This window comes from Streptomyces cupreus (genome assembly GCF_014257025.1).
Classification (GTDB): Bacteria; Actinomycetota; Actinomycetes; order Streptomycetales; family Streptomycetaceae; genus Streptomyces; species Streptomyces cupreus.
Genome location: NZ_JACMSF010000001.1, coordinates 102,872 through 122,051 on the forward strand (window position 1 = coordinate 102,872; position 19,180 = coordinate 122,051).

Annotated in this window: 19 protein-coding genes and 4 pseudogenes; 14 read left to right on the forward strand and 9 right to left on the reverse strand. The window is 71.5% G+C overall.

Annotated elements, in window-relative coordinates; all coding sequences use genetic code 11:
* The first annotated feature begins 7 nt into the window (after positions 1-7).
* Positions 8-274 (forward strand): Lrp/AsnC ligand binding domain-containing protein, encoded by a 267-nt coding sequence (locus H4N64_RS00415; protein WP_186280236.1) that lies wholly within the window; start codon positions 8-10, stop codon positions 272-274.
* 9 nt (positions 275-283) lie between these two features.
* Here the strand turns inward: H4N64_RS00415 and H4N64_RS44710 are convergent, their stop codons facing one another.
* Both H4N64_RS44710 and H4N64_RS00420 read right to left on the reverse strand, forming a co-directional pair.
* On the reverse strand, positions 284-406 hold the full coding sequence (locus H4N64_RS44710; RefSeq protein WP_260859482.1) for a hypothetical protein: 123 nt from the start codon (positions 404-406) through the stop codon (positions 284-286).
* An 83-nt stretch (positions 407-489) separates the two neighbouring features.
* A complete protein-coding gene (locus H4N64_RS00420; protein WP_186279765.1) occupies positions 490-1,266 on the reverse strand; it encodes an IclR family transcriptional regulator in 777 nt (258 codons plus the stop codon).
* Between the two features lie 78 nt (positions 1,267-1,344).
* On the opposite strand from H4N64_RS00420, the gene H4N64_RS00425 reads away from it, so the two are divergent.
* Genes H4N64_RS00425 through H4N64_RS00440 form a run of 4 tightly spaced genes read left to right on the forward strand, consistent with a single transcriptional unit; the run spans position 1,345 to position 5,322 of the window.
* Positions 1,345-2,517 carry a cupin domain-containing protein gene (locus H4N64_RS00425; protein WP_186279766.1) on the forward strand — a complete coding sequence of 391 codons (1,173 nt, stop codon included), beginning with the start codon at positions 1,345-1,347 and terminating at the stop codon, positions 2,515-2,517.
* Entirely contained in the window at positions 2,514-3,353 is an 840-nt protein-coding gene (locus H4N64_RS00430) for a fumarylacetoacetate hydrolase family protein (RefSeq protein ID WP_186279767.1), read from the forward strand. Before H4N64_RS00425 ends, H4N64_RS00430 begins: the two co-directional genes overlap by 4 nt.
* Positions 3,353-4,027 (forward strand): maleylpyruvate isomerase family mycothiol-dependent enzyme, encoded by a 675-nt coding sequence (locus H4N64_RS00435; RefSeq protein WP_186279768.1) that lies wholly within the window; start codon positions 3,353-3,355, stop codon positions 4,025-4,027. Before H4N64_RS00430 ends, H4N64_RS00435 begins: the two co-directional genes overlap by 1 nt.
* Before the next feature lie 23 nt (positions 4,028-4,050).
* Positions 4,051-5,322, forward strand: a complete 1,272-nt coding sequence (locus tag H4N64_RS00440) for an FAD-dependent oxidoreductase (RefSeq protein ID WP_186279769.1) — start codon at positions 4,051-4,053, stop codon at positions 5,320-5,322.
* Here H4N64_RS00440 and H4N64_RS00445 read toward each other — a convergent pair.
* Complete coding sequence (locus H4N64_RS00445) at positions 5,208-7,184, reverse strand: ATP-binding protein (RefSeq protein WP_186279770.1); 1,977 nt, start codon at positions 7,182-7,184, stop codon at positions 5,208-5,210. The genes H4N64_RS00440 and H4N64_RS00445 overlap by 115 nt on opposite strands.
* 325 nt (positions 7,185-7,509) lie before the next feature.
* Between H4N64_RS00445 and H4N64_RS44715 the strand changes: the two are divergent.
* From H4N64_RS44715 to H4N64_RS00460, 3 genes and pseudogenes are all read left to right on the forward strand, one after another.
* Positions 7,510-7,971: pseudogene (locus tag H4N64_RS44715) on the forward strand (hypothetical protein); the annotation flags it as partial.
* A gap of 10 nt (positions 7,972-7,981) precedes the next feature.
* A pseudogene (locus tag H4N64_RS00455) lies at positions 7,982-9,401 on the forward strand (SPFH domain-containing protein).
* Between the two features lie 6 nt (positions 9,402-9,407).
* The gene (locus H4N64_RS00460) at positions 9,408-9,641 is read left to right on the forward strand and encodes a hypothetical protein (protein ID WP_186279772.1); all 234 of its coding nucleotides are present in this window, start codon (positions 9,408-9,410) and stop codon (positions 9,639-9,641) included.
* 53 nt (positions 9,642-9,694) lie between these two features.
* On the opposite strand, the gene H4N64_RS00465 is transcribed toward H4N64_RS00460, so the two are convergent.
* Positions 9,695-10,105, reverse strand: coding sequence for a VOC family protein (locus tag H4N64_RS00465; RefSeq protein ID WP_186280238.1), 411 nt, complete (start codon positions 10,103-10,105; stop codon positions 9,695-9,697).
* A 104-nt stretch (positions 10,106-10,209) separates the two neighbouring features.
* On the opposite strand from H4N64_RS00465, the gene H4N64_RS00470 reads away from it, so the two are divergent.
* A complete protein-coding gene (locus H4N64_RS00470) occupies positions 10,210-10,875 on the forward strand; it encodes a nitroreductase family protein (protein ID WP_186279773.1) in 666 nt (221 codons plus the stop codon).
* A gap of 3 nt (positions 10,876-10,878) precedes the next feature.
* Here H4N64_RS00470 and H4N64_RS00475 read toward each other — a convergent pair whose 3' ends face one another.
* On the reverse strand, positions 10,879-11,625 hold the full coding sequence (locus tag H4N64_RS00475) for a class I SAM-dependent methyltransferase (RefSeq protein WP_186279774.1): 747 nt from the start codon (positions 11,623-11,625) through the stop codon (positions 10,879-10,881).
* Positions 11,626-11,701: 76 nt separating this feature from the next.
* Between H4N64_RS00475 and H4N64_RS00480 the strand changes: the two genes are divergently transcribed.
* A complete protein-coding gene (locus H4N64_RS00480) occupies positions 11,702-12,529 on the forward strand; it encodes a maleylpyruvate isomerase family mycothiol-dependent enzyme (protein ID WP_186279775.1) in 828 nt (275 codons plus the stop codon).
* A 66-nt stretch (positions 12,530-12,595) separates the two neighbouring features.
* Here the strand turns inward: H4N64_RS00480 and H4N64_RS00485 are convergent, their stop codons facing one another.
* Complete coding sequence (locus H4N64_RS00485) at positions 12,596-13,489, reverse strand: RNA polymerase sigma-70 factor (protein ID WP_186279776.1); 894 nt, start codon at positions 13,487-13,489, stop codon at positions 12,596-12,598.
* A gap of 182 nt (positions 13,490-13,671) precedes the next feature.
* Between H4N64_RS00485 and H4N64_RS00490 the strand changes: the two genes are divergently transcribed.
* From H4N64_RS00490 to H4N64_RS00500, 3 genes are all read left to right on the forward strand, one after another.
* Positions 13,672-14,157: a carboxymuconolactone decarboxylase family protein gene (locus tag H4N64_RS00490; RefSeq protein WP_186279777.1), complete on the forward strand. Its 486-nt coding sequence runs from the start codon at positions 13,672-13,674 to the stop codon at positions 14,155-14,157.
* A gap of 249 nt (positions 14,158-14,406) precedes the next feature.
* The gene (locus H4N64_RS00495) at positions 14,407-15,354 is read left to right on the forward strand and encodes a GNAT family N-acetyltransferase (protein ID WP_186279778.1); all 948 of its coding nucleotides are present in this window, start codon (positions 14,407-14,409) and stop codon (positions 15,352-15,354) included.
* 117 nt (positions 15,355-15,471) lie between these two features.
* Positions 15,472-16,530: a hypothetical protein gene (locus tag H4N64_RS00500; protein ID WP_186279779.1), complete on the forward strand. Its 1,059-nt coding sequence runs from the start codon at positions 15,472-15,474 to the stop codon at positions 16,528-16,530.
* Between the two features lie 110 nt (positions 16,531-16,640).
* Here the strand turns inward: H4N64_RS00500 and H4N64_RS00505 are convergent, their stop codons facing one another.
* Complete coding sequence (locus tag H4N64_RS00505; RefSeq protein ID WP_186279780.1) at positions 16,641-17,048, reverse strand: hypothetical protein; 408 nt, start codon at positions 17,046-17,048, stop codon at positions 16,641-16,643.
* Between the two features lie 78 nt (positions 17,049-17,126).
* On the opposite strand from H4N64_RS00505, the pseudogene H4N64_RS00510 reads away from it, so the two are divergent.
* Positions 17,127-17,333 (forward strand): annotated as a pseudogene (locus H4N64_RS00510) (maleylpyruvate isomerase N-terminal domain-containing protein); the annotation flags it as partial.
* On the opposite strand, the pseudogene H4N64_RS00515 reads toward H4N64_RS00510, so the two are convergent.
* Positions 17,331-17,594, reverse strand: a pseudogene (locus H4N64_RS00515) (maleylpyruvate isomerase N-terminal domain-containing protein); the annotation flags it as partial. The pseudogenes H4N64_RS00510 and H4N64_RS00515 sit on opposite strands and share 3 nt — an antisense overlap.
* 82 nt (positions 17,595-17,676) lie before the next feature.
* Positions 17,677-18,867, reverse strand: a complete 1,191-nt coding sequence (locus H4N64_RS00520) for a hypothetical protein (RefSeq protein WP_186279781.1) — start codon at positions 18,865-18,867, stop codon at positions 17,677-17,679.
* Positions 18,868-19,180: the final 313 nt, after the last annotated feature.

The following is a 19,180-nucleotide window of genomic DNA, read 5'->3' on the forward strand; positions in this document are numbered from 1 at the left end:
CGCGTCCGTGGGCCGTTCCTTCGAGGTGCTGATCGACCTCAGCCTTGAGGCGCAGGACGCGGAGACGGTCGAGCGCTTCGAGGAGGCCCTGACGCAGGCCGAGGAGGTACGGGAGTTGCGCCGGCTGTTCGGCACCCCCGACTACTTCGTCCGCGTGGCCGTGGCCGACCTGCCCGCGTACGAGGCGTTCCTCAGCCGGCAGGTCATGACCATCCCCCGGATCAAGAACGTCACGTCGCACTTCACGATGAAGACCGTCAAGCAGGGCCCGTAGCGTTCAGCGTCACTTGGGCGGCAGGCCGGCCGCGAAGGCGCGGCCCCGCTCGACCCACGCGCCCAGTTCCTCGTCCTCGGTCACGGCCGCGCCGTCGACCACCACCCAGCCGCGCATCGGGCGGCCGGTCATGTCGAAGACACGGGTGCCGGGGTGGGTGAGCGCCAGAAACCCTGCTCACGAACTTAGGTAAGGGACGTCGTACGGCCGAGCGCTCAGTGCTGCTCGGCCAGGTCCCTCTCCAGGGCGTGGGCGGTGGCGTTGAGGGTGGTGACCAGGGCCTGGAGTCGATGGGGGTCGTAGCGCACGCTCGGCATCGACACCGACAGGCCCGCCAGCGCGGTGCCGTCCCGGTCGCGGACGGGCACGCCGACGGCGACGAGGCCGCGTTCGGAGCGCTCCCGGTTGACGGCGAAGCCGTTGCGGCGCAGGCGCTTCAACTCGGTGCGCAGCCGGGAGAGATCGGGGCGGTCGGCCGGGCGGTCGCGGTAGCGCTCGGGGGCGTAGACCCCGTCCAGATCCTCGTCGGAGAGGTCGGCGAGCAGCAGCAGCCCCGCCGTCGTGCGGTGCGCCGGGAACACCATGCCCTCCCGGGAGCCGACCCGCAGCGCCTGCCGGCACTCCACGCTCGCGATGAACCGGGCCGTCTCCCCGGTGCGCACGATCAGGTTCGTCGTCTCGTCCAGCAGATCCACGACCCGGTGCAGATGGGGCAGCGCCGCCGCGCGCAGCCGGGACACCAGGGACTGGGAGTGCGCGGCGAGCTCCAGCACCGGTCCCGCGCGGTAGACGCGGTCCTCGTCCTGCACGGCGAAGTCCCGGTAGACGAGCATCGCGAGGACCCGGTGGGCGGTGGACCGGGCGACGCCCAGCCGCTCGGCGATCTGCGACACGGTCGCGCCGCCCTCCATCTGAAGGATGGTCGCCGCCCGCAGCGCGTGGTCCACGCTGGCGATGGGGTAGGGCGGCGGGGTCTTGAGCGGTTTGTCCATGAACCTTGACCTTGAGCTCGGATTCTGCTCTCCAGAATCTACCTGTTCTCCAGCCGGACAAGGAGCACGCTGAGCTCCGTGACTCAGTCCTCCATCGCGCACGACACCGCTACGGGTTCCCCGGTACGCCTCCAGGCCGTCGCCGCGGACGGGCAGCCCGAGGTCACCCCGGCGCTCCAAGAGCTGTACCGGGGCTTCGAACAGGAACTGCTCGTCCCGCTGTGGACCGAGATCGGCGACCTGATGCCCGCCCACCCGCGCTCCCGGGCCCTGCCGCACCTGTGGCGCTGGGAGCGGCTGCGGAAGCTGGCCGCACGCGCCGGCGACCTGGTCCCCGTCGGCCGCGGCGGAGAGCGCCGGGCCATCGCACTGGCCAACCCCTCCCTCGGCGGCAGGCCCTTCGCCACGCCGACGCTGTGGGCCGCCATCCAGTACCTCATGCCCGGCGAGGACGCCCCCGAGCACCGGCACACCCAGCACGCCTTCCGCTTCGTCGTCGAGGGTGAGGGCGTGTGGACGGTCGTCGGACGCGACCCGGTCGCCATGCGGCGCGGCGACTTCCTCCCGCAGGCCGGCTGGAACTGGCACGCCCACCACAACGCCACCGCCGAGCCCATGGCCTGGATCGACGGCCTCGACATCCCCATCCAGTACGCCACGGAGGCGCAGTTCTTCGAGTTCGGCCGGGACGAGATCAGCGACGCCGAGCGCACGACCCCCGAGCGGTCACGCTCCGAGCGGCTGTGGGGCCACCCGGGCCTCAAGCCCGTCGCCGCCGCCACCCGGGCCGCCCCCGGCACGCCGCTCCTGGCCTACCGCTGGGAGCACACCGACCGCGCCCTCACCGACCAACTCGCCCTGGAGACCGAGGGATACGGCGGCACCGTCGAGCCCGGTCACGCCGCCGTCCGGTTCACCGACCCGGCGACCGGCGCCGACGTGCTGCCCACCCTCCGTGCCGAGATGCACCGCGTCACCCGCGGCACCGAGACCGCGCCGGTGCGCGAGACGGGCTCGTCCGTGTACCAGGTCTTCGACGGCTCCGGCACCGTCACGGTCGGCGAGACCACCTGGTCGGTCACCCGCGGAGACCTCTTCGTCGTCCCCTCCTGGCAGCCGCTGTCGGTCCGCTCCGAGGCAGGCGCCACCGACTCCGACTCCGGCGCCCTGGACCTGTTCCGGTTCAGCGACTCGCCCGTCTTCGAAGCCCTGCGGCTCGACCGCACCCACGTGGAAGGAACCACCCGATGAAGCTCGCCACCCTCCGCACCGACGGCACCACCCGGGCGGTACGGCTCGACGGCGACGTCCTGGTCGACCTCGGTGTCCCGGACGTGGGCGCGCTGCTGGCCGAGGACGGCTGGGCCGAGCGCGCCGCGACGGCGACCGGGACCACGTACCCGGTCGAGGGCGCCGACTTCGCGCCCGTGGTCCCCGCCCCCTCGAAGGTGGTCTGCGTCGGCCTCAACTACCGCAACCACATCCAGGAGATGGGCCGCGACCTGCCCGAACACCCCACGCTGTTCGCGAAGTTCGCCGACTGTCTGATCGGCGCCCAGGACGACATCGTGCGCCCGGTCGAGACGGAGAAGCTCGACTGGGAGGTCGAGCTCGCCGTCGTCGTCGGCGCACCCGCGCGCCGCGCCCGGGGCGCCGAAGCGGAGGCGGCCATCGCCGGGTTCACCGTGCTGAACGACATCACCTGCCGTGACTGGCAGTTCCGCACCCGTGAATGGCTCCAGGGCAAGATGTGGGACTCCACGACGCCCGTCGGCCCCTGCCTGGTCACCCCGGACGAGCTGCCCGGCGGTGTCCGCCCGGCCGTGGACGTGAAGCTGCTGGTGGACGGCGAGGTCATGCAGTCCGACTCCACCGGCGACCTGCTGTTCGACCCGGTCGACCTGGTCGAGTACGTCTCCACGATCGTCCGCCTCAACCCCGGCGACATCATCGCCACCGGCACCCCCGGCGGCGTTGGCCACGCCCGCAGGCCCGAGCGCTACCTCCTCGGCGGCGAAACCGTCGTCACCGAGATCCAGGGCATCGGCCGCCTGGAGAACCGGGTCGTCAAGGAGAAGTCCGCCTGATGCCCCGCACCTTCGACGACGCCCGCCGCTGGGCCCGGCTCGGCACAGAACTGTTCCTCGGGGCGGCGGGTGCCGGGCTCGGCGAGCCGAGCGCGCTGCCCGGCTGGACCCGCGCTCACCTGGTCGCCCATGTCGCGGCCAACGCCGACGCACTCGGCAACCTCGTGCACTGGGCCGCCACCGGCGAACCCACCCCGATGTACGCCTCGCCCGAGGAACGCGCCACCGTCATCGAAAGGGGCCGCGCCCTGCGGGCCGCCGAACTGAGCGCGTGGCTGCGGGACTCGGCGGACGCGCTGGAGAAAGGGATGGCCGCACTCGGCGAGGAGCAGTGGGGTGCGCAGGTGGTCACCGCGCAGGGGCGGACCGTGCCGGCCACCGAGGTGCCCTGGCTGCGCTCCCGCGAAGTGTGCGTGCACGCCGTGGACCTGGCGAACGGCGTGTCCTTCGCCGACCTGCCGGCCGACTTCCTCACCGCCCTGTGCGACGACGTCGTGGCCAAACTGGCCGCCGCCCCCGGACCGGCCGCCTCGCTGCGGGCCCCGGGCGCTGCCTGGGAGCTGCCGGGCCATGGCGAAACCGCCCTGGTCACGGGCGAGTTGCACGAAATCGCGGCCTACCTGACCGGACGGGAGGCCATCCCGGCCGCCCCCACACTCGGTGCCTGGCTCTGACCCGGCGACCCAAGGGACAGATCATGAACCCTGAATCCAGCCCCGACGTCCTCGTGGTCGGCGGCGGCATCGGCGGCCTCAGCTCCGCCTTCGCCCTGGCCCGCCAAGGACTGCGCGTGCGCGTCCTCGAACGCGCCAAGGAGTTCGGCGAGGTGGGCGCCGGCCTCCAGATCGCGCCCAACTGCACCCGCATCCTCGCCGAGTACGGCTTGCTGGAGGAGGCCAAGACGCTCGGCGTCCTCCCCGAGAACATGGTGATGCGCGACGCGCTCGACTCCCGTGAGCTGACCCGGCTGGACCTGCGCGACCTCGAACGCCGGTACGGCTTCCCGTACATGGTCATCCACCGCAGCGATCTGCACGGCATCTTCCTGCGCGCCTGCCGACGCGCCGGGGTCGAGCTGCTGACCGACCGGACCGTCGTCGGCTACCGGAACACCGCGGACGGCGCCCAGGTCCTCCTGGAGGACGGGCGGGCCGAGTCCGGGCCGCTGGTTGTCGCGGCCGACGGACTGCACTCCGCGGCCCGCCGCCTGCTGGTCGGCGACGACGTGGTCAGCTCCCACTACGTCGCCTACCGCGCCGCCGTCCCGATCGAGCAGGTCCGCGAGAACGGCATCGCGGAGAAGGACGTCACCGTCTACATCGGCCCGCGCTGCCACTTCGTGCAGTACGCCCTGCGCGGCGGCGACATGTTCAACCAGGTCGCCGTGTTCCGGTCGCCCAGGGCGCTGGCCGGGCAGTCCGACTGGGGTACCCCCGACGAACTGGACGCCGCCTTCGAGGCCACCTGCGAGACCGTACGCAAGGGCATTCCGCTGATGTGGCGGGACCGTTGGTGGCAGATGCTCGACCGCGACCCCGTCGAGACCTGGGTGCACGGCCGTATCGCCCTGCTCGGTGACGCCGCCCATCCGCCCCTCCAGTACATGGCGCAGGGCGCGATCATGGCGATCGAGGACGGCTGGGTGCTGGCCGAGCACCACGCCCGCCTCGCCAAGTCCGCCGAGCCGTGCACCGCACCGGACTGGGACGCCGCGCTCGCCGCCTACCAGGCGGTCCGGGTGGAGCACTGCCACCGGGTGCAGACCACGGCCCGCGCCTGGGGCGAGCTGTGGCACCTCGACGGCGAGCCCCGGCGCCGGCGCAACGCGATCATGCGGGCGCGGGACACGTACGACTACTCCTTCACCGACTGGGTGTACGGCCCGACCGCGCTCACCCCGGACGAGGAGCCCCCCATGTTCACACCGATCCCGCTGTCGTCGGTGCCGGCGGCGGACGCCACACCATGAGCGACGTCCGTCCGTACGAGCCCTGACGCGCCCGCGCGCGGATGCGGCAGGTACGGCCGCCCCGGCGCACACGCCTCGATGTCCGCGACCAGCGCGCACAGCGCCTCGTAACCCTGCGGCGCGGCAGGGGAGTTGTCCAATGTGGCCAGTGCGCGCCGGGCGCGGTGCAGGGCACGGTCGCTGCGTCCGTGGCGGTGGTCGACATACGCCAGCGCGTGGCGGGCCAGGAGCGTGGCCCAGTCGTCGTCGCGTACGCCCTGCTGGGCCAGGGCGCGCCGGACCGTGCGGCGGGCGGCGCCGGGTGCGAAGGCGGCCTCGGTCACGGCCTGGGCGGCCAGGCTCACGGCCGGTGAGGGGCCGTGCGCCGGCCGGTCCGGGATCGTGTGCGCGGCCTCCTCGAAGTACTCGGTGGCGCCCCGCGGATCGCCTTCCCGCAGGGCGATCAGCCCCTGGACGTGGGCGATATGGCCGACGGCGGCGTCGTCCCCGGTCAGGACGGCCTGCGGCCAGGCCCGGCCCAGCAGCGCCCGAGCGGCCTGCGGATCACGGTCGGCGCCGAGCCAGGCCGCCAGCCACCGTCCGCGCACGCCCACCGGGCTGTCGTCCGGGGACAGCGGCAGCAGCCGCAGCAGATGATCGCGCCCCTCCTCGGCCCTGCCGTACACCAGCCACCAGAACCACAGACTGACGACGGTCTCCAGGGCGGCCCCGGCATGGTCGGGGCGGTTCACCGCCTGCCGCAGTACGGCGGTGAGTTCTTCCTCCTCCTCTTGTACGAGCGTCACGGCCTGGCTCTGGAGGCCTGTCGCCCACAGGTTCGCCGCTGTCTCGGCGACCTGCCGGCAGTGCGCCGCGAGGCGTTCCAGGGCCGTCTCGCACTCGCCGGCCTCGTGCAGCCGTTCGGTCCCGAAGTCCCGGGCGGCCCGGGTCATCCGGTATCGGGGAGGGCGCGGGCCGCCCGGATCGCGGACCGGTTCCAGTACGTGGATGGCGGCCAGCCGGGCCAGCAGGGAGGGCACGCGGTGGGGCTCCACGCCTCCGCCGCCGCACAGGAAGGCGGCGGTGGACTCGTTGAATGCCCCGGCGAGGACACTGGCCCTGCCCCACACGATCCGCGCCTCACGCTCGCACAGCGCGTAGCCGGCCCCGACCGTGGCCCGCAGCGAGCGGTGCCGGCGCAGCGCGGGGCGCTCGCCGCGCAGCCAGCATTGGTTGACGTCCAGCATTTCGGCGAGGTCCTGCACGGGCTGGAGCGCCACCTGCTCGGCGGCCAGCTCGATGGCGAGGGGGACGCCCTCCAGGGTCCGGCAGATCGCCTCCACCGCGTGCAGATCGGCGCCCTCGGCGCGGAACCCCTGCACCGTGTCCTGGGCCCGCTGGAGGAACAGTTCCACCGCGGCGGGCTGACACGGCAGCGGCGCCAGCCGCAGCACCTGCTCCTCGCCCAGCCCCAGCACCTGCCGCGACGTCACCAGCACCCGCAGCCCGGGCACGGCCCCGAGCAGCCGCTGCACCACCCCCACGGCCTCCCGATGGACGGGGTCCACGTCATCGAGGAACAGCAGGGTGTCACCGGTCTGTGGGCCCCCGCCCCGGGTGAGTGCCCGGCGTACGGCCGCCGCCGGCGCCTCCTTGCCCTGCCCGTGCACATGGACCACCCGCCACGGCCCCCGCGTTCCCACGGCCGCCGCCATCCGGCTCTTGCCGACGCCCGCCCTCCCGGTCACCGTGACCAGCCGGTGCCCCGCCAACAGCCGCTCAAGGACTGCCGATTCCCGTGCCCGTCCGACCAGACCCTCAGCCGGGTCGCCGTAGCACCCGCCCGGCTTCGCGGCGCAGCCGACACACGTCCATACGTTCATGACTTCCCGCACTCTTCGGCAACAGCGATCGGTGACACCTGCCCGGGGTCGGCGGCCCGGGATGCAGAACCGTCACTGCGTGGCGTCACGGCAACCCCAACGCGGTACCGCCATCGAGGTGGCGACACAGCGGGGCGGACCACACGCCACAGCGACAGTGCGAACGCCAGTGCAGCCCCAAGAGCAGGCGCAATTCGATGTCGCCGTGATGCGGCATCAAATGTGCGTAAAGATTGCCGGAATCAGGCAATGAACCGATGCCCGCCCCGGTGTCAGTATCCCGTCAAGTCGGAGCTCAGCGACGGGTGAGAGGGGGACGGCACGCATGGCCTGGTTTCTGGGAATCGGCATCACGGGGGTCGTGCTGCTCGCCCTGTCGCTGGTCTTCGACGGGATGCTGGACGGCGCGCTCGACGGCGCGCTGGGCGGCATCCTCGACGGGTGGCTGTCGTTGCCGGTCGTCGCCGGGTTCACGGCGATGACCGGCTTCGGCGGGGCACTCGCCACCGGCACGGTGGACGCCGGTCCCGGCCTCGCCACGGCGGCGGGCGCCGTCTGCGGGCTGGGGACGGCCTGGCTGACGTACCGCCTCGGTCGCGCCCTGATGCGTGACCAGACGGCCCTCACCCCGCGCGGCGACGACCTCGTGGGCAGCTCGGGCAACGTGGTGACCGCCATCCCGGCCGACGGATTCGGCGAGGTACTGCTCCACATCGCGGGCCAGCGGGTGAAGTTCGCCGCCCGCAGCGCGGTGCCGGTGGCCCGGGGCGCCGAGGTGTGGTCCGAGCGAGGCGTTCATCGTCACCGGCCGGCGCGGCAAGAAGGCCACGGATCCGGAGACCGGACGCGTGTTCACCGACAACAGCGGGCAGAAGGTCGTGGTCGGCGGCGGGGTGTTCGTCGTGCCGTTCGTCCAGCAGAAGTTCAGCCTCGACCTGTCCTCCCGGCACATCCCGGTCGCGGTGCGGGGCGCGGTCACGCTGCGCGGGGTGAAGGCCAACCTGGAACGGCGTCGCCATCGTCAAGGTCGGCGGGACCGAGGACTCCATCCGGGCCGCGGCCCAGCGGTTCCTGATGCAGCAGGACGGCATCGTCGGCTTCACCCAGGAGGTGCTGTCCGGCGCCCTGCGGGCGATCGTCGGGCGGATGTCGGTGGAGGACGTCATCCGTGACCGCGCCGCGTTCGCCGGGCAGGTGGCGGAGGAGGCGGAGGCGAGCCTGTCCGGGCAGGGGCTGGTGCTGGACGCCTTCCAGATCCAGGACATCACCACCGAGGGCTCCTACCTGGAGGACCTGGGCCGGCCGGAGGCGGCGCGTGCCAGGCAGGAGGCGGACATCGCGGAGGCGGTGGCCCGGCGTGCGGCCGAGCAGGCCCGGCTGAAGGCGGAGGAGGAGATCGCCGTCGCGCAGCGGACGTTCGCGCTGAAGCAGGCCGAGATCAAGGCGGAGACCGACGAGGCCGCGGCCCGGGCGGCCGCCGCGGGTCCGCTGGCCGAGGCGGCCCGCCGGCAGGAGATCCTGACCGAGCAGGAGAAGGTCGCCGAGCGGCAGGCCGCGCTGACCGACCGTCAGCTCGACACCCAGGTCCGCAAGCCCGCCGACGCCCAGCGGTACGCCGCCGAACAGGAGGCCGAGGCCCGGCGGGTGGCCCGGGTCAAGCAGGCCGAGGCGGAGAAGTCCGCGGGCATCGCGGCCGCGCAGGCGCAGGCCGAGACGGCCCGGCTGACCGGTGAGGGCGAGAAGCAGCGCCGCAGCGCGCTGGCCGAGGCGGAGGCGATCGAGGGCCTGAAGCAGGGTGAGGCCGAGCGGTCCCGGCGCGCGGCGATCGCCGAGGCGGTCCGGCTGGAGGGCGAGGCCGACGCGGCGGCGATCGGCGCCAAGGGGGCGGCCGAGGCCGAGGCGATGCGCAAGAAGGCGGACGCGTTCGGGCAGTACGGCGACGCGGCCATCCTCCAGATGCTCGTCGAGGTGCTGCCGCAGGTCGTGGCCAAGGCGTCCGAGCCGCTCAGCGCCGTGGACAAGATGACCGTCATCTCCACCGACGGCGCAGGCCGCATCCCGCGGGCCGTCGCGGACAACGTCGCCCAGGGCCTGGAACTCCTCGGCTCCACCACCGGTGTCGACCTCGCCGAGCTGCTGAAGGGCGTCACGCGGCGTGGGGTCGCGCCGGGGGAGCAGCCGGCGCCGGTCAACGGCCAGCTGGAGATCAGCGGCTGACCCAGAATGGACAGCCGCTCCTGGCGCCTCTCGCTCTCCGCCGACGGCGCACGGGCCACGCGTCTTCCGACGCCCGGCGCCGCTGTTGCCGAGGGCCTGGAAACGCCCACCGCCTCCGCCCGGGGCACGGCCAGTGAGCTGGTCCTCACCCTGTACGGCCGTATTCCGGTGGACTCCCTGAAGCTCGACGGCGACCGAGCTGTCTTCGACCTGCTCCAGGCCTGGGAGCCGGAGGAGTAGGAGGCGACGAGGCGTCACCTCCTACGCCACGACTCGGCCCGGCAGGCCCTCCGCTAGGGGCGGGCGTAGGGCCGGGTCATGATCTCCATGTTGTGGCCGTCCGGGTCGTCGAAGTAGGCGCCGCGGCCGCCGAACAGGCGGTTGATCTGGCCGGGTTCGGTGTGGCTGGGGTCGGCGTAGTAGGTGACTCCGAGGGCTTCCAGGCGGGCGATCATGTCGTCGAACTGTTCGTCGGGCACGAGGAACGCGTAGTGCTGGGACTGGATCGGCTCGTCACGCAGCTCGTAGTAGTCGAGCGTCACGCCGTTGCCGAGGTCGAGGGGAAGGAACGGGCCGAAGGGGGCGCCGACCTCCAGTCCCAGGATCGCGGCCAGGAACTCGGCGGACAGTTGCCGATCGCCGGCGAGGATGGCGGTGTGGTTCAAATGGACGGATGTCACGGGCAGTTCGGGTACATGGCCCATGGCCGACCCGGCAGTCACGCGAACGACCTTAGCAACGCAGACGTGTGCACGCCTCTCCCTTCGACGGGAGAGGGGCCTGGCGTCGAGCGAGAGGAAGAGAAGACGTGGATGTGTACGAGGCCGTGGACAGTCGTCGGGCCGTGCGGGCGTTCAGCGATGAGCCGGTGCCCAAAGAGGTACTCGAAAGGGTGCTGGCGGCGGCGACGCGGGCGCCGTCGAGCGGGAACCTCCAGCCGTGGCTCGTGTACGTCGTCACCGGCGAGCCCCTGGCCGACCTGAAGGAACGCGCGACGGCCAGGGCCCTGGCGGGAGACCCGGGTGACGAGCGGGAGTATCCGATGTACCCGGCCGAACTGACCTCACTGTATTTGGACCGCTTCTCCGCCGCGGCCGCCCAACGGTACGAAGTACTGGGAATCGACCGCGACGACCCCGAACGGCCCATGAAGATCGCCGCGTTGAACTCGGAGGCGTTCGGAGCGCCGGTCGTCCTGTTCTGCTACCTCGACCGGATGATGGGGCCGGGACAGTGGGGGGACGCGGGCATGTACTTGCAGACGGTCATGCTGTTGCTGAGGGCGGAAGGGTTGCACAGCTGCCCCCAGGTGATGTGGACGATGTACCGCAAGACCGTCAGCCAGACGGTCGGGGCCGACGACGGGCTCGTACTGTTCTGCGGAGTCGCGGTGGGATTCGAAAGGGAGGGCGTGCCCCAACTGCGCACTGGGCGCGCGGATATGACGGAGACGGTGAGCTTCATCGGGTCTTGACCGCTAGGCAGTGGTGAGGCCGCCGGATGGCCGCTGTGCCACGAACACGAACTCCCGGCCCGGGCGGTCCGGAGCGTCGCGGACGTCCTCGATCGCGTAACCCTGCGCGATCAGGGTCGCCTCGATCTCCTCCCGGCCGCGGAAGTACAATGTCGAGTCCGATGTGAGCACTTGACCGTCCGAGGTGAAGATGTAGGTCCATCGGAACGTCACCAGCGGCAACTGTACGTCCGTGACCTCGACCCAGGTCTCGACCGCGCCGATGCCGGGGATCTCCGTCACGCGGTACGAGTCCTCCCGGTTCCACTCCTCCCAGCCGCGCCTGGCGGGATCCCGGGTCTCGAACACCAGGCGTCCGCCGGGGCGTAGGGACTCGTGCGCCGTTCGGAGGGTTCGCTGCCAGGGCCCCGGGTCGACGATGGCCTGGGCGACGTTGCCCGTCATCGTCGCAAGGTCAACTCGCAGAGGTGGGAGAGCGGTTGCGTCACCACTGATCCAACGCACCTGCCCGCTCCCCGACTTGGTCCTGGCCACGTCGATGGACGCAGCCGCGGGGTCGACTCCGACAACCTCGATTCCCCGGTCGGCCAAGAGCAGGGCGAAGACCCCGGTCCCGCAGCCGATGTCCAGCACCCTGCGCGCCTTGAACTCGTCCGTCATGCGAAGGTACGCGTCGAGGTCGGTGCGATCGGGGTCGAGTTGGTCGTAGATCGCGGCGAGCCGGGGCAGTCCGAAGCACTCGTCAGCCATGCGGGTGACGGTATGCGGCTTGCCTGCGGGTGCTCTACCGGGTTTCGCCGTCGGTCCTGGCTGACAGGCTGAGGCCATGAATGGTGTGTCTGGGACCTACTGGCTGGGCCAACCGATCGACGCCCGCCCCTTGTTCGGTTCGGAGTTGGGAGCGCTGCTCAAGACCCTGCGTGGGCTCCGGGCCGCCGACTGGCGCAGGCCCGCACTTCCCGGCTGGACCGTGCATGACCTTGCCGCGCACATCCTCGGTGACTCCCGCGGCCGCCTCGGCGGAAACCGGGGCGCCCTCCTCCCCGGGGAATCCCTCGTCGCCTACATCCACCGCACCAATCAGGAACTCGTCGACCGCCACGCCGACGACAGCCCGGCCGCACTCATCGACGCCCTGGAATCGGCCGGGACCCAGGTCGCCGAGCGGTTCGCCGCCGCTGACCTCGACGTGCCCGCCCTGGGTGTGTCCTGGGCGGGGGTCGATCCGGCCCCGGCGTGGTTGGACATCGCCCGGGAGTTCACCGAGTACTGGACCCACCGGCAGCAGATCCGCCATGCCGTCGGCCGCCCCACCGACCCCGAGCCACATGCCATGTCCACGGTCCTGGACACCTTCATGCGGGCATTGCCCCACACCCTGCGGCATACCACCGCACCGGTCGGCGCCCAGATCGAAGTGATCGCCGAGGGGGAGGGGGGTGGCCGCTGGTCCGCCACCTCCACGGCCGGCCGCTGGACGCTTGCCGAGCCCCCCAGCGGCCGCCCGACCGCCTCTGTACTCCTCGACACCGAAACCGCCTGGCGGCTGTGCACGCGTGGCATCGAACCCGCCATCGCCCTCGGCCGAGCCCGTATCCAGGGAGAACACCGGCTCGCCGCCGCCGTGTGCGAGGTCGTCTCCATCGTCCGCTGACGGTTCGCACCGCCGATTCAATCCGAGGCCGCCGTCAACCCAAGTTGCCTGCCGCGGCCCGAACCATCAGCGCCGCAGCTCCGTCTCCCGCTCCATGCGCGCCAGCTTCTCCGGGTTGCGCACCGCGTACAGCCCCGTGATGCGGCCTTCGTCGATGCGCACCGCCAGCACCGTGTCGACCTCCCCGTCGAGCCGGAGGATCAGCGCCGGGGAGCCGTTCACCTGGGCCGGCTCCAGCGGGGCCACGGAGGCCAGCCGTGACGTGGCCAGCAGCGCCGCCACACTCTCCGCGCCCACGATCGGCGAGAGTGCGGCCCGCGCGACTCCTCCGCCGTCGCCGAGGAAGACCACGTCCGGCGCCAGGACGTCGAGCAGAGTCTGCAAGTCGCCTGTTTCGACCGCCCGTTGGAAGGCTCCCAGCGCTGACCTGGTCTCCGCCGCCGAGACTTCCCCGCGCGGGCGGCGTGCGGCGACATGCGACCGTGCCCGGTGCGCGATCTGCCGTACCGCCGCCGGGTTCTTGTCCACGGCCTCGGCGATCTCGTCGTAGTCGAGGGCGAACACCTCCCGCAGCACGAACACCGCCCGCTCGGTCGGCGTGAGCGTCTCCAGCACCAGCAGCATCGCCATCGAGACGCTGTCGGCCAGCTCCACGTCCTCCGCCACGTCCGGCGCCGTCAGCAGCGGCTCCGGCAGCCAGGGGCCGACGTAGGTCTCCTTGCGGCGGTCGAGCATACGCAGCCGGATCAGCGCCTGGCGGGTGGCGATCCGTACCAGGTACGCGCGCTGATTCCGTACGGCGTCCAGGTCGACGCCCGCCCAGCGCAGCCAGGTCTCCTGGAGTACGTCCTCGGCGTCGGCGGCCGAGCCGAGCAGCTCGTAGGCCACGGTGAAGAGCAGGTTGCGGTGCGTGACGAACGCCCTCGTGGCGGAGTCGCCCGTCTGTGTCGTGCCTGCCATGCGTGGTCCCTCCGCGCTGTCGACTGTGTCGCACACGGGACACCGGCCGCCGTCGATCTGTGACATCGACAGGTTGTGCCGCTCGTCACTCATCAGGAGCTGTCACAGCGCCGGACGCCCCGGCATCTCATGACTGTCAACGCGCCGCGACGGCGCACGAGTTCACGGATGAGGACCACGCCATGGAACCCCGTTTCGACCTGCTCGCCAACGAGATCGGCTCCAAGATCGCCAAGCGGACCTACAACGTCAGCCTCGTCATCGAGCAGTCGGCGTTGCCGAAGACCACCCAGGAGCTGGTCAGCCTGCGCGCCAGCCAGATCAACGGCTGCGGCTTCTGCGTCGACATACACACCAAGGAGGCCGCCGCGGCCGGCGAGAGCGCGGTCCGGATCGGCCTGGTCGCCGCCTGGCGGCATGCCACGGTGTTCAGCGAGGCCGAGCGGGCCGCGCTGGCGCTCGCCGAGGAGGGCACCCGGCTCGCCGACGCCCACCAGGGCGTGTCCGACGAGACCTGGGCCCGGGTGCGCAAGCACTACGACGACGACCAGATCGCGGCGCTGGTCGCTCTGGTCGCCATGATCAACGCCTCCAACCGGTTCGGCGTGATCCTCAACAACCAGGGCGGCTCCTACCAGCCCGGCACGTTCACCAGCCTGACGAACTGAGCGTCGGGAGAACGCCGGGGCCTGAACTCGGGCCCCGGCGCGGAGCGCCGCGACCCACAGCGCGCGTCAGGGCAGGAAGTCGTAATACGGGCCGTCAGGGCGAAGTTGCGGGAGCACAGCGTCACGTCCCTGCCCCTGAGACAGGCCCGCTTCCCCCGTTGTGGCCGATGCCACCGGTGTCAAGCTACAGCAGCGGGTCTCCGGAAAACCGTTCGTTCGCTTCGCCGGGCCCTGGCACAGTGGCGCACCATGGATGACTCCGAGTTCATGACCGCCGCGGACGTACAGCTCATGCAGGCCCTGGCGCAGCGGATGGTGGCCGTCCGTCCCGACCTGGTGAACAGCGACGCGTCGTTCGGGGAGTTGGCCTGGAACTGGGGCAAGGGGCACGCGAGCCAGGGCGGGAGCTGGCGGCGTCGGCTGTGGTTCTCCGGCGGCGAGCTGGTCGCGTGGGGCTGGGCCCAACTGCCCCACCGGGTACGGCGGAACGACGGATCGGTGAAGGACGTCACCAGTGCCTACCTGGCCTATCAGGTCGATCCTGACCACGGGGAGCTGGTGGACGAGGTGATCGGCTGGTACGACGGTGTGGCGGACGGCATCGAGCGTACGGTGGTGCCGCAGGCCGCCGATGAGTTCGCCCTGAAGCGCTGGGCGGCGCACGGTTATGGGACCGATCCGGACTCGCTCGGCGACACCGGCTCCTGGACCCAGCTCAATGTGCGGGACCTCGATGAGCTGGAACAGCCGGTGCTGCCCGACGGATTCCGGTTCCGCACCGCCGACGAGGCCGGGCCGCGGGCCGTGGTTCAGGCCCATGTGGACGCCTGGGCTCCGTCGCCCTACACAGCCGAGGCCTATGAGGACGTCCGGCGGACACTGCCGTACCGCGGCGATCTGCACGTCCTGGTGGAGGCGCCGGACGGAACGATGGCCGCATCCACGATCATGTGGCTCGACGAGGCGAACAGGACCGCCGAGTTCGAGCCGGTCGGCACGCATCCGGACTACCGGCGGCGTGGCCTGGGCAGGGCGATGCTGCTGCACGGGATGAGTCGGGCGCGGGACGCCGGGGCCCGTCACATGACGGTCGCCTGTCTGGGCGCACCAGGACATCCCGGGGCGCGCGGGCTGTACTACAGTGTCGGGTTCCGGGAGTTCACCCGAGACGTGCCGCTCATCAAGACCGTGCGCTAGGGCAGTTGGGCGCTGTGCGCCTGTGCGCCTCTGTGCCTGTGCGCCTCTGTGCCTGTGCGTCTGTGCCTGTGCGCCTGTGCGCCTGTGCGCCTGTGCGTCTGTGCGAGGATTCCCGGCGTGATCGGTTATGCGGTGAGTTTCCTGCTCGGCCTGGGAGTGGGCGGGCTCTACCCGATGGTGCGTCGGCGCCGAGCCCCCGAAGCGGGACCTCCCGCGGTGGAACTGTCCGCAGCGGTCCAGGAGTCGGTGACCGTCTTCGGGGAAGAGGCCGCCGCTCTGGAGTTCGACGCCAGTGGCCCCGACGCCACCCCCGCTGTCCTGAAGGAGTATCGGGCGGCGTTGACGGCGTACGACCGGGCCAGTGGGGCCCGTACGGAAGCCGACGCCCTGACCGCCCTGCGCGACGGCCGCGCCGCCATGATCCGTCTCGATGCCCGGCGCCAGGGCCGACCGGTCCCGATCGACGCCCTGCCGCCGGCGCCCGAGGCAAGCCGCCCGCTCCCGCTCACCGGCACCGGCGAACGCCATGTGTCCACCGGTCACGGCGACGGCAGGACCGAGGTGCTCATCGACCGCCCCGAGCCCGGCCGTCCCGCCCTGCTGGAGGCCGAGGTCACGGGCGGAGGCAACTTCATCGTCCAGACCGTGACGCGCACCGAGGAACTGACCGGCACGGGCGATTCGCTGCTCTCGATCATCGACGAGTACCACGGCCGCCGTTACCTGCCCGCCGACGCCACCCACCTGCGCGTCATCACCGACAACAGCAGCGACGACCACCGTTGGTCGACCCGCATCGCCCCGTTGTCGGCCGCGACCCCGCTCGCCGCCGAACACCGCGGCCACGGCGACGAGGTGCTCCACCACAGCGGCGGTCCCGCGTTGCTCACCGTCCAGTTCCAGACCGACAGCGGCTGGCAGGTCCGTTACCTGTGCCAGTGCCTGCGGGGCTGGCGCGACTGCGACTGCCGCCCACCCGCATGGCCCAAGGACACCCCCGGCGACTGGGGCGACGGTGTCTCGGGCCTGGGCGACGGACGCCGCACGCTGCGACTGCCCCGCTCCGGCTTCCTGGTCGTCCACGAGGACTACGGCGGCGGCTCTTGGTACCTGACCACCCAGCCGGTGGACATCCCGCCGCAGCCGTCCCGGCCCAGGCGCGGGCGGCGGCGCTGACTCGGCGGAACGCGGAGAGCGGTCGTCGCCATTCCGGGGAAGTGGCCTGATCGAGGCGCGGTGAACGAGTGCGCCGGGCTGTTCGGGACGTCACTCGGCACGATCGAGGCTCATCGCGCGGTGGGTTGGCCAGCGGTGACTCGCGCGGCGTCCAGGACCGTGTCGAAGCAGGGCCAGCCGTCCAGGTCCAGGTTCTGCTCCCGTGGCCGCGTCCGCAGTACCGGTGCCGCCGCGTCGAGCAGGCGCCGGGCCGTTCCCGGCTCGTAGAGGTTGAGCCAGCCGCGGTCGCAGAGGCGTACGACCGTGCCCTTCTCGAAGTACGAGTGGGAGACGACTCTTCCCGGGCCGGGGGCGAAGACCATGGACAGTCGGCGTCGAGCACCCTCCTGCGGTGGCTCCGTGAAGAAGGAGAGCGTCAACCGGCAGTCGGCGTAGTCGGGTTTCACCTGTTGGCGGACCGTCCAGTGCCAGACCGTGCCGTCGACCACGAGGCGGCGGACGCGTCGATCGTTCCCCATGGGGGCACCCTAGACCGCTGACCGGCCTGCCCGGAATCCGGTTTGGCGGTGCCCCGGCCGCGGACCTACCGTCGAGCGGTGGATCTCTTCTCCCGTTCATGGACGGCACTGCGCTCCGCCGTCGCCGACATCCCCGACGAGGACTTCGAACGGCCGTCCGGCTGCGCCGGCTGGCTGGTGCGGGACCTGGTGTGTCACCTGGTCATCGGCGCCCAGGACGTCCTGATCACCCTCGTCACGCCCGCCGACACCGAGCCGACCGTCAACGCGGTCACCTACTGGCAGCAGTTCGCGGGTGGCGGCGAGGGTCTCGGCGGGCGGTTCGGGGGCCGATGGGAGACGGTCGATCAGGTCGAGGTGGTGCAGGGTCCATTCGAGGACGTACGCGTGCAGGAAGTCGCCGACGGTCAGCACCTCGTCGCGGGTGCTGACCCGGGCGGCGGGGTCGGCGAGTACGGCGGCACGGCCCGCCGCGGAGCCGACGTCGTCGAAGTGGAACTTCAGCCACTTCGGCTCACCGTAGGCCGCCGCAAGACGAGGGATCAGCGGAGACCTCGCTCGACGGTTGCCGCTCGCGGTGGGGTGAGGGGGCAGGCCGGTCAGCCGGTCCCAGGGCGCCCCCTTCGGCTCAGCAGATGGTCTGCCAGCTGTTCACGAGCGTGTTGTTGCGGAACGTGGTGGCGGTCCCGCAAGGGTTCTCGTTGATCGCCGAGTTGGTGACCGTGAGGTTCTGGATGGTGATGTCGGAGTTGTTGGGGAACTCCGAACGGGCCGCGAGCCGGATCTCGCCGCCGCCGGTGACACTGCCGCTCTGGGCCGCGACGTTCACGTTGTAGCAGTTCTCGATCAGGATCGAGTTGTTCCCCGTGTTCGAGAGATTGACCCGGTCGATGACCGCGCCACCGCTCTCGGACACACAGAACACCCCGCGTCCGCCGCCGCGCGCGATCACCTCGCCCACGCGGATGTTGGTGGGGTACGAACCGCCCACTCGGCCATTGCGGTTGGCCATGCGGAAGGCCGCGTAGCCCGTGCCGGTGCCCGCGCCGTCGGCGTCGACCTCGGTGACGGTCGCGTTGATCGTCTGATTCAGCAGCAGGCCCGACTCGCCCACGTTGCGGGCGGTGACCGTGCCGATGGCGATGCCGTCGACGCCGTACGTCTCGACCGCGTGGCTGCTCGCGCCGGAGACGTACACGTTGTCGATCCGGACGTTGCGCGTCCACTGGCTGGTGTCGCCGCGGTTGTCGATGCGGACGCCGAGTCCCGCCGACAGGCGCATGTCGATCTGGCCGAGCACGACGTTCTGGACGTTGCGCATGAAGACGCCGTAGAGCGGTGCGCCGGTGAGGTTGAGGTGCTGGACCTCGATGTCGCGGACGCCGCGGGCGTAGACCGGGGCCTGGTCGCCGGAGCCCGATCCGGTGACGTTGATCGTGCCGCAGACGTCGAGCACGGTGTAGCTGGGCAGGGAGACCCGGGAGCCGGCACTGATGGAGCCCGATCCGCGCACGACGACCCGTTCCTTCGAAGTGCGGCCCGCCGTCAGGCTGTTGACGGCCGCCTGCATCGCCGCGCGCATGTCCGTGCCCGTGTACACGACGGAACCGCCGCGGCGGGCGGTCCAGGTGCTGCCGCTGAGTACCGCCTCCGCCTGGTAGGCGCCCTCGCCGCAGGCCGCGGCCAGGCGGGGTGCGGTCGCGCTCGCGGGCTGGGTCAGTAATCCGGCGCCGGTCAGCAGTGCGGTGGCGCAGGCGGCGGTGGCGAGAGCGCGCCCGCGGCGGCCTGTGGCGAGGTGAACTGCGGCTCTGCGTTTCATCTCGGCTTCTCCTAGGGGGTTGGTGACGCCTGGGATTCCCTCTCCCGTGCCCGTGGTCGAACGCGATTCGATTGAATCGATTCACTCCCAGGCGTCGCGTGACCTGGTACGACGTTGCCGTGCGGGAGTGGGTCGGTGTCCGGGCTGGTATAGCAAGCGTTTTCTGGAGCGGCCCGCGAGTGTGCCAACCGTCTTCCCGGGCGTCAAGAGGTACCGCCATTCGAGTGGTGACCGCACAGGCTCCGGCGTACCGTCGAACGATGGACCGACAGTGGACGCGGCCGTTCACTGACCCCGAGGGTGAAAGCCCCGA

Coding starts and splice junctions, on each gene's coding strand:
- H4N64_RS44710 (WP_260859482.1), bottom strand. CDS start 406: ATGACCGGCCGCCCGATGCGCGGCTGGGTGGTGGTCGACGGCGCGGCC.
- H4N64_RS00420 (WP_186279765.1), bottom strand. CDS start 1,266: ATGGACAAACCGCTCAAGACCCCGCCGCCCTACCCCATCGCCAGCGTG.
- H4N64_RS00430 (WP_186279767.1), top strand. CDS start 2,514: ATGAAGCTCGCCACCCTCCGCACCGACGGCACCACCCGGGCGGTACGG.
- H4N64_RS00435 (WP_186279768.1), top strand. CDS start 3,353: ATGCCCCGCACCTTCGACGACGCCCGCCGCTGGGCCCGGCTCGGCACA.
- H4N64_RS00440 (WP_186279769.1), top strand. CDS start 4,051: ATGAACCCTGAATCCAGCCCCGACGTCCTCGTGGTCGGCGGCGGCATC.
- H4N64_RS00445 (WP_186279770.1), bottom strand. CDS start 7,184: ATGAACGTATGGACGTGTGTCGGCTGCGCCGCGAAGCCGGGCGGGTGC.
- H4N64_RS00460 (WP_186279772.1), top strand. CDS start 9,408: ATGGACAGCCGCTCCTGGCGCCTCTCGCTCTCCGCCGACGGCGCACGG.
- H4N64_RS00465 (WP_186280238.1), bottom strand. CDS start 10,105: ATGGGCCATGTACCCGAACTGCCCGTGACATCCGTCCATTTGAACCAC.
- H4N64_RS00475 (WP_186279774.1), bottom strand. CDS start 11,625: ATGGCTGACGAGTGCTTCGGACTGCCCCGGCTCGCCGCGATCTACGAC.
- H4N64_RS00480 (WP_186279775.1), top strand. CDS start 11,702: ATGAATGGTGTGTCTGGGACCTACTGGCTGGGCCAACCGATCGACGCC.
- H4N64_RS00485 (WP_186279776.1), bottom strand. CDS start 13,489: ATGGCAGGCACGACACAGACGGGCGACTCCGCCACGAGGGCGTTCGTC.
- H4N64_RS00490 (WP_186279777.1), top strand. CDS start 13,672: ATGGAACCCCGTTTCGACCTGCTCGCCAACGAGATCGGCTCCAAGATC.
- H4N64_RS00495 (WP_186279778.1), top strand. CDS start 14,407: ATGGATGACTCCGAGTTCATGACCGCCGCGGACGTACAGCTCATGCAG.
- H4N64_RS00505 (WP_186279780.1), bottom strand. CDS start 17,048: ATGGGGAACGATCGACGCGTCCGCCGCCTCGTGGTCGACGGCACGGTC.
- H4N64_RS00520 (WP_186279781.1), bottom strand. CDS start 18,867: ATGAAACGCAGAGCCGCAGTTCACCTCGCCACAGGCCGCCGCGGGCGC.